Below are 13,659 nucleotides of genomic sequence, written 5' to 3' on the forward strand. Positions count from 1 at the left end.
CCCCTCTTTTTTTGCCCGTAATTTAAGGTACAACGGAATTCATTAATTAATTTCACGAGGAGTTAATAAAGCGTTGGCTATGCTTAAGTCAGCACGCGCAAGCGTTTTGGCGAGTATTGGGCGAACTGGCTTACAGGAGTTGCGCGCCGTTCGTCGGGGTCAATGATAAGTGTCGTATCCGCACGCAGGCGTAGGGCGGGTCATCGGTGACACATAAAAAAGGAAAATGCCATGTCTGTTCTGCCGGAAAGAGACGTGATTAATGCGCTAATTGCGGGTCATTTTGCCGATCCGTTTTCCCTGCTGGGAATGCACCAAACCGACGCCGGGCTTGAAGTTCGGGCACTCCTGCCTGACGCCACCGAAGTGTGGGTTATTGAGCCTAAAACAGGGCGTAAAGTCGCCCAGCTCGACTGCCTCGATTCCCGCGGCTTCTTCTGCGGGCTGATCCCTCGCCGTAAAAATGCTTTTCGCTACCAGCTTGCCGTTGTCTGGCACGGCCAGGAAAACCTGATCGACGATCCCTACCGTTTTGGTCCTTTGACTCAGGAGCTGGATAGCTGGCTGCTCTCAGAAGGCACGCATTTACGCCCTTATGAAACGCTGGGTGCGCATGCAGATACCATGGACGGCGTGACCGGAACGCGTTTCTTGCTGTGGGCCCCCAACGCCCGTCGCGTTTCCGTGGTAGGGCAGTTTAACTATTGGGATGGCCGCCGCCATCCGATGCGGCTGCGGCGCGAAAGCGGCATTTGGGAGCTGTTTATCCCCGGGGCGCACAACGGCCAGCTTTATAAATTTGAATTGCTGGACGCCGAAGGGCGGCTGCGTATTAAAGCCGATCCTTATGCTTTTGAAGCGCAAATGCGCCCGGAAACGGCCTCGCTGATTTGCGGCCTGCCGGAGAAAACCACGCTCAGCCCCGAGCGGCAGAAAGCTAACGGTTTTGATCAACCCATCTCCATCTATGAGGTGCATCTCGGCTCCTGGCGTCGCCACACCGACAATAATTTCTGGCTCAGCTACCGCGAACTGGCGGATCAGCTCATTCCCTACGTCAAAGAGATGGGCTTTACCCATCTTGAACTGCTGCCGGTTAACGAGCATCCGTTTGACGGCAGCTGGGGCTATCAGCCGCAGGGGCTTTACGCGCCGACGCGTCGTTTCGGTACTCGCGACGACTTCCTCTATTTCATCAGAACCGCCCACGAAGCCGGGCTTAATGTTCTGCTGGACTGGGTACCGGGCCATTTCCCGACGGATGACGCCGGGCTGGCGAAGTTCGACGGCACCGCGCTGTATGAACACGGCAATCCGCAAGAGGGCTACCACCAGGACTGGAACACGCTGATTTACAACTATGGCCGCCGGGAAGTCAGCAACTATCTGGTGGGCAACGCGCTCTACTGGATTGAGCGGTTTGGCATTGACGGCCTGCGTGTGGATGCCGTGGCGTCGATGATTTATCGCGACTATAGCCGGGAAAGCGGCCAATGGGTGCCGAATGAGCACGGCGGGCGTGAGAACCTGGAAGCGATTGCGTTTTTGCGTAGCACTAACCGCATCATCGGCGAGCAAACCCCGGGGGCGGTGACCATGGCGGAAGAGTCCACCGATTTTGCCGGTGTCTCTCGCCCACCAGGTATGGGCGGCCTGGGGTTCTGGTTTAAGTGGAACCTGGGCTGGATGCACGACACGCTCGATTACATGAAGCTTGACCCGGTATACCGCCAGTACCATCACGACAAAATGACCTTCGGCATGCTGTACAACGGCACCGAAAACTTTGTGCTGCCGCTGTCTCACGATGAAGTCGTGCACGGCAAAAAATCCATTCTTGATCGTATGCCGGGGGATGCCTGGCAGAAGTTTGCCAATCTTCGCGCCTACTACGGCTGGATGTGGGCATTTCCAGGCAAAAAGCTGCTGTTTATGGGCAACGAATTTGCCCATGGGCGAGAGTGGAACCACGACAGCAGCCTCGACTGGCACCTGCTGCAGGGCGGCGATAACTGGCACCACGGCGTGCAGCGCCTCGTACGCGACCTGAATCATACCTATCGGCGTCATGCGGCCTTGCATCAGCTGGATTTTGACGGCTACGGCTTTGAATGGCTGGTGGTGGAAGATAAGGCCAATTCAGTCTTTATTTTCGTGCGGCGTGATGCCGAGGGCAATGAAGTGATTGTCGCCAGCAACTTTACGCCGGTGCCGCGTTACCACTATCGCTTCGGCATCAACCAGCCAGGGCGCTGGCGCGAAGAGCTGAATACCGACTCCATGCACTATCACGGCAGCAACGCCGGTAACAGCGGCACGGTGCGTAGCGAGGCGGTGCCAAGCCACGGTCGCGACCATTCGCTGTGTATTACGCTACCGCCGCTGGCCACGCTCTGGTTGATCCGCGAGGGGGACGCATGACGCAGCTTACCCAAGGCAGTCCGGCTCCTTTTGGGGCGTATTTCGACGGCAAAGGCGTTAACTTCACGCTCTATTCCGTGCATGCGGAAAAGATCGAGCTGTGCTTGTTCGACGAGCATGGCCACGAGCGCCGCTACGACATGCCTGCGCGCTCCGGGGATATCTGGCACGGCTATTTGCCGGATGGCAAGCCGGGGCAGCTGTACGGCTACCGGGTTCATGGCCCGTGGGCACCTGAGCAGGGCCACCGTTTCAACCCGGCGAAGCTGCTGCTCGATCCCTGTGCTCGCGTGGTCGTCGGCGGGGCAGAAGATCACCCGCATTTTCACTGCGGCTACGATGAGCCCAACCTTGAAGACAGCGCCCCGCACATGGCGAAGTGCGTGGTGGTCAGAGAAAAATTTGACTGGGAAGACGACCGGCCGCTCCGAACGCTGTGGGGCAACACGGTTATCTATGAAGCTCATGTTCGCGGGCTGACGTTGCTCCACCCCGGCATCCCGGAAGAGCTGCGTGGGACTTATGCCGCGCTGGGGCATCCGGTGATGATCGACTACTTCAAGCGCCTGGGCATCACGGCGCTTGAGCTGCTGCCCGTGGCGCATTTTGTTACCGAGCCACGCATTTCCCAGCTTGGGCTGAGTAACTATTGGGGTTACAACCCTCGCGCTTTCTATGCCGTTGAAAGCTACTACGCGATAGACCAGAACCCCCACAACGCTGCCAACGAGCTGCGTGGCGCCATCAAAGCGCTGCATCAGGCCGGTATAGAAGTGATCCTCGACATTGTGTTGAACCACAGCGCGGAGCTGGACAAGGACGGCCCAACGCTGTCGCTGAGCGGAATCGACAACCGTAGCTATTATTGGTTAATGGACAATGGCGATTACCAGAACTGGACCGGCTGCGGGAACACCCTGAATCTCAGCACGCCGGGCGTGGTTGCCCTGATGATCGACTGCCTGCGCTACTGGGTGGACAGTTTTCACGTGGACGGTTTCCGGTTCGATTTGGCTTCGGTAATGGGGCGCACGCCCGAATTTCGGCATGACGCCCCGCTGTTTGAGGCAATCAAAAACGATCCTCACCTGTCGCAGGTGAAGCTGATTGCGGAGCCCTGGGACATCGGCCAGGGCGGTTATCAGGTCGGTAATTTCCCTCCGCTGTTTGCCGAATGGAACGATCATTTCAGGGACGGGATGCGCCGCTTCTGGCTCCAGCAGGATCTCTCTTTGGGCGGCTTCGCCTGCCGCTTTGCTGGCTCGAGCGACGTTTATCGCCACGGCGAAAGGCCGCCTTCCACCAGCATTAATTTAATCACCGCCCATGATGGTTTTACGCTGCGGGATTGCGTAAGTTTTAACCAGAAGCATAACGAAGCCAACGGCGAAGATAACCGCGACGGCACCAACAGCAATTTTAGTAACAACTATGGGTTTGAAGGGCTTGAAGCCAGCTTGATTACCAAGGAACGGCGGCGCGACAGCGTGCATGCCCTGCTCACCACGCTGCTGCTCTCGCAGGGCACACCGATGCTGCTTGCCGGGGATGAACACGGCCACAGCCAGCACGGCAACAACAATGCCTACTGCCAGGACAACGTGCTGACCTGGCTTGACTGGGCTGAGGGCAATGACGGCCTGACGGCCTTTACGGCGGCGCTCCTCCAGCTTCGACAGGCTATCCCGGCGCTGACCGCCAACCGCTGGTGGGAAGAGGGTGATGGCAACGTCCGTTGGCTGAATAAAGACGCACAGCCCCTGAACGTCGATGAGTGGCAAAACGGCGTACATCGCCTGCAAATCCAGCTGTCCGACCGCTGGCTTATCGCAATTAACGCGACCGAAGAAGTTGCGGACATCGTTCTACCTGAGGGGGAATGGCACGCTGTTCCTCCGTTTGCCGGAGAGGACAACCCGGTCGTGATGGTTGTATGGCATGGTCCCGCGCACGGAGTTTGCGTGTTCCACAAGTCATGAAAAAGGAGTTCGTCATGGTTAGGTTTGAGAAAAACGATCCGCTGATGTTGGCCCGCCAGCTGCCCATCAAATCCGTTGCGTTAATTCTGGCCGGTGGCCGCGGGACTCGACTGAAGGATCTCACGTCGACCCGCGCCAAGCCTGCTGTTCACTTTGGCGGCAAGTTCCGCATTATTGATTTTGCGCTATCCAACTGCATTAACTCCGGCATTCGCCGCATTGGGGTGATTACTCAATATCAATCGCACACCCTGGTGCAGCATATTCAGCGCGGCTGGTCTTTTTTCAGCGAAGAGATGAACGAGTTTGTGGATTTGCTGCCCGCCCAGCAGCGCGTACACGGTGAAAACTGGTATCGCGGCACGGCGGACGCCGTGACCCAGAACCTCGACATTATTCGACGTTACGACGCCGAATATGTGGTCATCCTGGCCGGGGACCACATCTACAAGCAGGACTACTCGCGCATGCTGATCGATCACGTCGAAAAGGGCGCACGCTGCACCGTGGCCTGCATGCCGGTGCCGGTGCATGAAGCATCAGCGTTTGGCGTTATGGCGGTGGATGCGGACGAAAAAATTATCGATTTCGTGGAGAAGCCGGAAAACCCGCCGACGATGCCCAACGACAGCAGTAAGTCTCTGGCCAGCATGGGCATTTACGTTTTTGATGCGGATTACCTGTTTAAGCTGCTGGAAGAAGATGACCGGGATGAAAACTCCAGCCACGATTTTGGCAAAGACATTATCCCGAAAATCACTCGCGCGGGAGAAGCTTACGCCCACCCGTTCCCGCTCTCCTGCGTACAGTCCGACCCTAACGCCGAGCCTTACTGGCGCGATGTAGGCACGCTGGAAGCCTACTGGAAAGCGAACCTTGACCTGGCCTCGGTGATGCCGGAACTGGATATGTATGACCAGGCCTGGCCGATCCGCACCCATATGGAGCCGCTGCCGCCCGCTAAATTCGTTCAGGATCGCTCCGGCAGTCACGGCATGACGCTGAACTCGCTGGTGTCCGGCGGCTGCATTATTTCTGGTTCAGTCGTTGTGCAGTCGGTGCTGTTTCCTCGAGTGCGTATCAACTCGTTCTGCAACATCGATTCATCCGTCCTGCTGCCGGACGTTATTGTCGGTCGCTCCTGCCGATTACGCCGCTGCATTATCGACCGCGCCTGCGTGATCCCTGAAGGCATGGTGGTTGGCGAAAATGCCGAAGAGGATGCGCGCCGTTTTTATCGCTCTGAAGAGGGCATTGTACTGGTCACGCGTGAGATGCTGGCGAAGCTGCAGGGCTAAAACGCGTAGAAGATTGGCCTGCGCAGGGTGATGCCGTGCGCGGTTATTTTATCGTTCGGCGTTGCCTGATGATTAAGACACAGCGCCGCGACTTTCCATATGGGAGCGATAATGCAGGTCTTACATGTCTGTTCCGAGATGTTTCCTTTGCTGAAAACGGGCGGCCTTGCGGATGTGCTGGGCGCTTTGCCTGCGGCACAAATTGCCGGCGGCGTTGATACGCGCGTTCTGCTGCCCGCCTTTCCTGATGTGCGGCGAGGAATCGAAGATATTCAGGTGGTTGCCCACCGACAGACGTTCGCAGGCCCAATGCGTCTGCTCTACGGCCACTACAACGGCGTTGGTATTTACCTGATTGATGCCCCCCATCTTTATGAACGCCCGGGCAGCCCATACCACGACACGAACCAGTTTGCTTACCAGGACAACGTACTGCGCTTTGCGCTGCTTGGCTGGGTTGGGGCGGAAATGGCCTGCGGCCTGGATCCTTTCTGGCATCCCGATGTGGTGCATGCCCACGACTGGCACGCCGGGCTGACGCCGGCCTATCTCGAGGTTCGCGGGCGGCCAGCCAGGTCGGTATTTACCGTCCATAACCTCGCCTACCAGGGAATGTTCTATGCTCATCACTTAAGTGAAATTGATTTGCCGTGGTGGGTCTACGATATGAACGGGCTGGAATTCCACGGCCAGATTTCGTACCTGAAGGCCGGGCTTTACTATGCCGACCACATTACCGCCGTCAGCCCAACCTATGCTCGGGAGATTACCGACCCGCATTTTGCCTATGGCATGGAAGGGCTGCTGCGCCAGCGCCAGCGTGAAGGGCGCCTGTCGGGCATTTTAAACGGCGTGGACGACAAGATCTGGAACCCGGAAAGCGACCTGCTGCTGGCCTCGCGGTATAACCGCGATTCGCTGGAGGAGAAAGCCGAAAACAAACGCCAGCTGCAGGTAGCGATGGGGCTGAAGGTGAACGACAAAGTCCCGCTGTTCGCGGTGGTCAGTCGGTTAACCAACCAAAAAGGGCTGGATCTGGTGCTTGAGGCATTGCCGGGGTTGCTGGAGCAGGGCGGGCAGCTGGCGCTGCTGGGTGCCGGGGATTCCGTGCTGCAGGAAGGGTTCCTGGCGGCGGCGGCCGAGCATCCCGGCCAGGTCGGCGTCCAGATTGGCTATCACGAGGCATTTTCCCACCGCATCATGGGCGGTGCCGACGTGATTTTAGTCCCGAGCCGCTTTGAGCCCTGCGGCTTAACGCAGCTCTACGGTCTGAAATATGGCACCTTGCCGCTGGTGCGGCGAACCGGTGGTCTGGCTGACACCGTGTCTGATACTTCTCTCGAGAATCTGGCTGACGGTGTGGCGACCGGTTTTGTGTTTGAAGACAGTAATGCCTGGTCGCTGCTTCGCGCGATCCGGCGTGCTTTCGTGCTGTGGTCCCGCCCGTCGCTGTGGCGTTTTGTGCAGCGGCAGGCAATGAATATGGATTTTAGCTGGCAGGTAGCGGCGCAGTCATACCGCGACCTTTATCAACGCTTGATGTAATTACCCATACACCAGGAATCACTGATATGAACGCACCCTTTTCCTATGCATCACCCACGCTGAGCGTCGAGGCGCTTAAACACTCGATTGCCTATAAGCTGATGTTTACGGTGGGGAAAGACCCTGCCATCGCCAATAAACACGAGTGGCTTAACGCGACGCTGTTTGCCGTGCGCGACAGGCTGGTGGAGCGCTGGCTGCGTTCCAACCGCGCCCAGCTTTCCCAGGAAGTCCGCCAGGTTTACTACCTGTCGATGGAGTTTCTGATCGGACGCACGCTGTCGAACGCGCTGCTTTCCCTCGGCATCTATGAAGATGTGAAAAATGCCCTCGAAGAGATGGGCCTCGACCTCGAAGAGTTGATTGACGAGGAGAACGACCCCGGCCTGGGCAACGGCGGTTTGGGGCGTCTCGCCGCCTGTTTCCTCGATTCGCTGGCGACCCTGGGGCTGCCTGGGCGTGGCTACGGCATTCGTTACGACTACGGGATGTTCAAGCAGAACATCGTTGATGGCCGCCAGAAAGAGTCGCCGGACTACTGGCTTGAGTACGGCAACCCTTGGGAGTTTAAACGCCACAATACGCGCTACAAGGTGCGTTTCGGCGGGCGTATTCAGCAGGAAGGGAAAAAGTCTCGTTGGGTCGAAACCGAAGAGATCCTCGCGGTTGCCTATGACCAGATTATTCCGGGCTACGACACCGACGCGACCAACACGCTGCGGCTGTGGAACGCTCAGGCGAGCAGCGAGATCAACCTCGGTAAGTTTAACCAGGGTGATTATTTCGCGGCGGTGGAAGACAAAAACCACTCCGAAAACGTGTCCCGCGTGCTTTATCCCGATGACTCGACCTATTCCGGGCGTGAGCTTCGCCTGCGCCAGGAGTATTTCCTGGTTTCGGCGACCATGCAGGACATTCTGAGCCGCCATTATCAGCTGCATAAAACCTACGCCAACCTTGCGGATAAAATTGCGATTCACCTGAATGACACTCACCCGGTGCTGTCGATTCCGGAGTTGATGCGGCTGCTGATTGACGAGCATAAGTTTGAATGGGAGGAAGCGTTCGAAGTGACCTGCCAGGTCTTCTCGTACACCAACCACACGCTGATGAGCGAGGCCCTGGAAACCTGGCCGGTGGACATGCTCGGCAAGATCCTGCCGCGCCATCTGCAGATCATCTTTGAGATTAACGACTACTTCCTGAAAACCCTGCAGGAACAGTACCCGAACGACACGGGGCTGCTGGGCAGGGCATCGATCATCGACGAATCCAACGGCAGGCGAGTGCGGATGGCCTGGCTCGCGGTGGTGGTCAGCCATAAGGTGAACGGCGTGTCTGAGCTGCACTCCAATCTGATGGTGCAGTCCCTGTTTGCCGACTTCGCCAGTATCTTCCCGATGCGCTTTAGCAACAAAACGAACGGCGTCACGCCGCGCCGCTGGCTGGCGCTTGCCAACCCGGCGCTGTCTGAAGTGCTGGATGAGAATATCGGGCAGACCTGGCGGACGGACTTAAGCCAACTGAACGACCTGAAGCAGCACATTGACTACCCGACGGTGCATCAGGCGGTGCGTAAGGCCAAGCTGGCGAATAAAAAACGGCTGGCGACGTACATTGGGCAGCAACTGAACGTCGTGGTGAGCCCGGACGCCTTATTCGACGTGCAGATTAAGCGCATTCATGAATATAAGCGCCAGCTAATGAACGTCCTGCATGTGATCGCCCGCTATAACCGCATCAAGGCCGATCCTGAGGCGGAATGGGTGCCACGCGTGAATATTTTCGCGGGTAAAGCGGCGTCGGCCTATTACATGGCGAAGCATATTATTCATCTTATCAACGACGTTGCGGAGGTCATCAACAACGACCTGCAGGTTAAAGATAAGCTGAAGGTGGTGTTTATCCCCAACTACAGCGTCAGCCTCGCCCAGTTGATTATTCCGGCGGCAGATCTCTCCGAGCAAATTTCGCTGGCGGGAACCGAAGCTTCGGGGACCAGTAACATGAAGTTTGCGCTTAACGGGGCGTTGACCATCGGGACGCTGGACGGCGCCAACGTGGAGATGCTCGACCACGTCGGCAAGGACAACATCTTTATCTTCGGCAACACCGCAGAAGAGGTGGAGACACTCCGCAGTAAAGGCTACAACCCTCGGGAGTATTACGAGAAGGATGAAGAACTGCGCCAGGTGCTGACGCAAATCGCGACGGGGGCATTCAGCCCCGGGGAGCCGGGGCGCTATCGGGACTTAGTCGACTCGCTGATTAACTTTGGCGATCACTACCAGGTGCTGGCGGATTACCGCAGCTATGTGGACTGTCAGGACAAGGTGGATGAGGTTTACCAGCAGCCGGAGGAGTGGACTATCCGCACGATGCACAATATTGCCAATATGGGCTATTTCTCGTCAGACAGGACGATTCAGGAGTATGCCGACGAGATTTGGCATATTAAGCCGGTGAGATTGTAACTTTTCCCCTCACCCTAACCCTCTCCCCACGAGGGAGAGGGGATCAGAACAAGGATGCTTCTTCATCCCCTACTTAGATGGGAGAAAAGGACCAAATTCTTTTCCCCCTCTCCCTTTCAGGAGAGGGCCGGGGCGAGGGGAAAACTCAGCACAGCTCCAGCTGCACGTTATTCTCTTTAATCACCTGCATCACTCCTGCGGGCGGCACCACGTCGGTATACACGGTATCCACCAGGCTAATACTGCCCAGATTCACCATCGCATTACGGCCAAACTTCGAATGGTCCACGACCAGCAACACGCTGCGAGAGTTTTCGATAATCGCGCGCTTGGTGCGAACCTCGTGGTAGTCGAACTCAAGCAGCGAGCCGTCGCTGTCGATCCCACTGATGCCGAGAATACCGAAGTCGAGACGGAACTGGGAAATGAAGTCCAGCGTGGCCTCGCCGATAATGCCACCATCGCGGCTGCGCAGCTCTCCGCCGGCCAGAATGATACGGAAATCTTCTTTAGCCATCAGCGTGTTCGCCACGTTGAGGTTGTTGGTCACAATGCGCAGATTGCTGTGATTAAGCAGCGCATGCGCCACGGCTTCCGGCGTCGTGCCGATGTCGATAAACAGCGTGGCGCCGTTAGGAATTTGGCTGGCAACCTTCTGCGCAATACGCTCTTTTTCTGCGGTTTGCGTTGCTTTTCGGTCATGCCACGGGGTGTTAACCGAGCTGGAGGGCAGGGCCGCCCCGCCGTGGTGGCGCAGGATCATATTCTGATCGGCCAGGTCGTTTAAATCCCGGCGGATGGTTTGCGGGCTGACGGCAAACTGTTCCACCAACTCTTCGGTACTGACGTATCCCTGCTGCTTAACCAGCTCAATAATCGCGTCATGACGTTGTGTCTGCTTCACAAGCTACTCCAGCATTGTTATGTTCGTTTTCGCGCATTCAGGGTATCTACCAGCGCCATCGCCAGGCCAACCAGCATGCCGGTCAGGTGCGCTGGAATGACAGCGGACTGAGTGAAGACCTCAATAACCAACCAAATTACCGCAAACGCCAGCAGCCCGCGCTGCATCTGAATGCCGCTGTCGGGATCTCGCTCTCCGCGCAGCCAGACATAACCCATCAGCGCAAACACCGTGCCTGACAGGCCGCCAAACAGTGGGCCGGTAAATTTTGCCTGCATAAAACCGCTCAGAAGGGTGGAGATAAGCGTAAGCGTCAGCAGTTTGCCGGTGCCGAGGCGTTTTTCGAGCGCGCCGCCTAAATACCACCACCATAGTAGGTTAAAGAGGATATGCAGCAAGGAGAAATGCAGTAATCCGTGCGTGAAATAGCGCCAAAACTCAAAGCGCTGCTCGGGCACGAGCGGCCAACCAAGCACGGAGATCACCGGACCGAAGCCCACGATATTGAGCAGGACAAACAGCGCGATACACACGCCGATGACGATAAGCGTCAGCGGGCCGGCGCGCTCTTTTATAGTGGCGAAAAAAGGATAGCGTTTATAGCTGAAACCCACGCCGCTGTGGCCGGTACTCCAGCTGGCGGCCTGGTAGCGCGGGTCGCCAGGGTTCGCGACGAACTTTTCCAGCTCGGCGCGGACATACTGTACCTGGTTCTCATCCGCCAGCCAGACATCGCTTTGCGTATGTTGCTGAATCGTAAGAATAACGCCCTGAGTTGCCATGTAATCGACAAAAGCCTGCGCCACGCGCGGGTTGGCGAAAGAGGTAATCATGATCATGAAAGTTTAACCAACTTCGTCTATAAAGCCGTACAAAGGCAAGCAGTATACCTGCAGGGAGCGACAAGGGCTGAACTTTACGCGCCGTGAGCGACTTCAGCCGGGAAATGGCGGTGCCAGGCATCAAAGCCACCGTCGATGCTGTAGACCTGGTCATAGCCTTGCTGCAGCAGATATTGGGCGGCGCCTTTGCTGCTGTTGCCGTGGTAGCACATCACCATGACCGGCGTGTCGAAGTCGGTTTGCTGCATAAAATTCACCAGCGTGTCGTTGGTAAGGTGGTAAGCCCCCGGCGTGTGTCCCATGGCAAAGCTCTGCGGATCGCGGATATCCACCAATACCGCCTGCTGCTGCTGGAGTTTCTGGTGTGCTTCTTCCACACCAATACATTCAAATTGATCCATGGTTTTACTCGTCGAGAAAGAAAGGAAACAAGGGGCATGTTAAGGCATCGCGCCCCGCTGGCGCTGATATTAACGCCAATATGTTATCCATATCACGTAGAAATGTTTTTATTTCGTTACCAAAGCGGGCGAACACTTGCTATCATGAGCGATATCGAACATTTTTGAGCTTTAACGAAAGTGCGTGAGGGCAACATGGAAACCAAAGATCTGATTGTTATTGGCGGTGGAATCAACGGCGCCGGTATTGCGGCGGACGCCGCTGGCCGCGGGTTATCCGTGTTGATGCTGGAGGGACAGGATCTGGCCTGCGCGACCTCTTCCGCCAGCTCGAAGCTGATTCACGGCGGCCTGCGTTACCTGGAGCATTATGAGTTTCGCCTGGTGAGTGAGGCGCTGGCGGAGCGTGAAGTGCTGTTGAAAATGGCGCCGCACATTGCCTTCCCTATGCGCTTTCGTTTGCCGCACCGGCCGCATCTTCGTCCGGCCTGGATGATTCGGACTGGCCTGTTCATGTACGATCATCTGGGGAAACGCACCAGTTTGCCGGCCTCGACCGGCTTGCGTTTTGGCGCAGATTCAGTGCTCAAGCCTGAGATCGTGCGCGGTTTCGAATATTCCGATTGCTGGGTGGATGATGCTCGCCTGGTGCTGGCTAACGCCCAAATGGTGACCCGCAAGGGCGGAGAGGTGAAAACCCGTACTCGCGCCACCAAAGCAACCCGCGAAAATGGGCTGTGGGTCGTTGAAGCGCAGGATATTGATACCGGCGAAACCTTTACCTGGCGCGCGAAAGGCCTGGTGAACGCCACCGGTCCGTGGGTGAAAACCTTCTTTGACGAAGGGCTACATCTGCCTTCGCCTTACGGTATCCGCCTGATCAAAGGCAGCCACATCGTGGTGCCTCGCGTGCATACCCAGAAGCAGGCTTACATCCTGCAAAACGAAGATAAACGTATTGTGTTTGTGATCCCGTGGATGGACGAATTCTCCATTATCGGCACCACCGACGTGGAATACCACGGTGACCCGAAAGCGGTGCAGATTGATGACAAAGAAGTGAGCTATCTGCTGAACGTTTACAACGCGCATTTCAAAAAGACGCTGACCAAAGATGATATCGTCTGGACCTATTCTGGCGTGCGCCCGCTGTGTGATGACGAGTCTGATTCTCCGCAGGCGGTAACCCGTGATTACACGCTGGATATTCATGACGAAAATGGTCAGGCTCCGCTGCTGTCGGTCTTTGGCGGTAAGCTGACGACCTACCGTAAGCTGGCTGAACATGCGCTGGATAAGCTGGAGCGTTACTACCCGAATATCGGCCCGGCCTGGACCAAAGAGTGCCGCCTGCCTGGCGGTGACATCGGTGGCGATCGCGATGATTATGCGGCCAAACTGCGCCGTCGTTACGGTTTCCTGACCGAAAGCCTTGCCCGTCACCTGGCGCGCACCTATGGCAGCAACAGCGACCTGGTGCTGGGCGAGGCCAAAACCCTGGGCGATCTGGGCGAAGATTTTGGCCATGAGTTTTATGAAGCCGAGCTTCGCTACCTGGTTGAGCATGAATGGGTCAGATGTGCGGAAGATGCACTGTGGCGCCGCACCAAACTGGGCATGTGGCTGAACGAAGAGCAGCAGGCGCGGGTGGCGCAGTGGCTGGTCAAGCAGGCGGCTAAAGCGGGACTGTCGCTGGCGTCTTAAAGAGAGTTGAACCCTTTTCAGTCCGAGTGTTGGCAGGTTCCGCTCATCTTCAGATTTTTATCCCCCCTCTCCCCTATGGGGAGAGGGCCGG

At 56.9% G+C, this 13,659-nt stretch carries 9 protein-coding genes; 6 read left to right on the forward strand and 3 right to left on the reverse strand.

All coding sequences use genetic code 11. The annotated features are described in order from the left end of the window. Positions 1–231 precede the first annotated feature (231 nt). From glgB to glgP, 5 genes are all read left to right on the forward strand, one after another. Positions 232–2,421 (forward strand): 1,4-alpha-glucan branching enzyme, encoded by a 2,190-nt coding sequence (glgB, locus tag ACREYP_RS00730; protein WP_008457905.1) that lies wholly within the window; start codon positions 232–234, stop codon positions 2,419–2,421. Beyond that, positions 2,418–4,400: a glycogen debranching protein GlgX gene (glgX, locus tag ACREYP_RS00735; RefSeq protein WP_336819059.1), complete on the forward strand. Its 1,983-nt coding sequence runs from the start codon at positions 2,418–2,420 to the stop codon at positions 4,398–4,400. The genes glgB and glgX overlap by 4 nt, the downstream gene beginning before the upstream one ends. 14 nt (positions 4,401–4,414) lie before the next feature. Next, on the forward strand, positions 4,415–5,698 hold the full coding sequence (gene glgC, locus ACREYP_RS00740) for a glucose-1-phosphate adenylyltransferase (RefSeq protein WP_008457902.1): 1,284 nt from the start codon (positions 4,415–4,417) through the stop codon (positions 5,696–5,698). A 111-nt stretch (positions 5,699–5,809) separates the two neighbouring features. Then, positions 5,810–7,243, forward strand: a complete 1,434-nt coding sequence (glgA, locus tag ACREYP_RS00745) for a glycogen synthase GlgA (RefSeq protein WP_008457900.1) — start codon at positions 5,810–5,812, stop codon at positions 7,241–7,243. A gap of 26 nt (positions 7,244–7,269) precedes the next feature. Beyond that, entirely contained in the window at positions 7,270–9,717 is a 2,448-nt protein-coding gene (gene glgP / locus ACREYP_RS00750) for a glycogen phosphorylase (RefSeq protein WP_008457899.1), read from the forward strand. Between the two features lie 145 nt (positions 9,718–9,862). Here the strand turns inward: glgP and ACREYP_RS00755 are convergent, their stop codons facing one another. The 3 genes from ACREYP_RS00755 to glpE form a co-directional block, all read right to left on the reverse strand. Further along, positions 9,863–10,621: a DeoR/GlpR family transcriptional regulator gene (locus ACREYP_RS00755; protein ID WP_008457897.1), complete on the reverse strand. Its 759-nt coding sequence runs from the start codon at positions 10,619–10,621 to the stop codon at positions 9,863–9,865. A gap of 17 nt (positions 10,622–10,638) precedes the next feature. Then, a complete protein-coding gene (glpG, locus tag ACREYP_RS00760) occupies positions 10,639–11,460 on the reverse strand; it encodes a rhomboid family intramembrane serine protease GlpG (protein ID WP_008457895.1) in 822 nt (273 codons plus the stop codon). A gap of 77 nt (positions 11,461–11,537) precedes the next feature. Further along, positions 11,538–11,864 (reverse strand): thiosulfate sulfurtransferase GlpE, encoded by a 327-nt coding sequence (gene glpE / locus ACREYP_RS00765; protein ID WP_008457894.1) that lies wholly within the window; start codon positions 11,862–11,864, stop codon positions 11,538–11,540. Between the two features lie 195 nt (positions 11,865–12,059). Between glpE and glpD the strand changes: the two genes are divergently transcribed. Continuing rightward, positions 12,060–13,568: a glycerol-3-phosphate dehydrogenase gene (gene glpD / locus ACREYP_RS00770; RefSeq protein ID WP_008457892.1), complete on the forward strand. Its 1,509-nt coding sequence runs from the start codon at positions 12,060–12,062 to the stop codon at positions 13,566–13,568. The last annotated feature ends 91 nt before the right edge of the window (positions 13,569–13,659 follow it).

The organism is Enterobacter sp. TMH.L2, from assembly GCF_050847315.1.
GTDB lineage: Bacteria > Pseudomonadota > Gammaproteobacteria > Enterobacterales > Enterobacteriaceae > Cedecea.

What these genes read in the sequence shown, in the direction of transcription:
- glpE (WP_008457894.1), bottom strand. Translation starts at nt 11,864, where the DNA reads ATGGATCAATTTGAATGTATTGGTGTGGAAGAAGCACACCAGAAACTC.
- glgA (WP_008457900.1), top strand. Translation starts at nt 5,810, where the DNA reads ATGCAGGTCTTACATGTCTGTTCCGAGATGTTTCCTTTGCTGAAAACG.
- glpD (WP_008457892.1), top strand. Translation starts at nt 12,060, where the DNA reads ATGGAAACCAAAGATCTGATTGTTATTGGCGGTGGAATCAACGGCGCC.
- glgC (WP_008457902.1), top strand. Translation starts at nt 4,415, where the DNA reads ATGGTTAGGTTTGAGAAAAACGATCCGCTGATGTTGGCCCGCCAGCTG.
- glgP (WP_008457899.1), top strand. Translation starts at nt 7,270, where the DNA reads ATGAACGCACCCTTTTCCTATGCATCACCCACGCTGAGCGTCGAGGCG.
- glpG (WP_008457895.1), bottom strand. Translation starts at nt 11,460, where the DNA reads ATGATCATGATTACCTCTTTCGCCAACCCGCGCGTGGCGCAGGCTTTT.
- glgB (WP_008457905.1), top strand. Translation starts at nt 232, where the DNA reads ATGTCTGTTCTGCCGGAAAGAGACGTGATTAATGCGCTAATTGCGGGT.
- glgX (WP_336819059.1), top strand. Translation starts at nt 2,418, where the DNA reads ATGACGCAGCTTACCCAAGGCAGTCCGGCTCCTTTTGGGGCGTATTTC.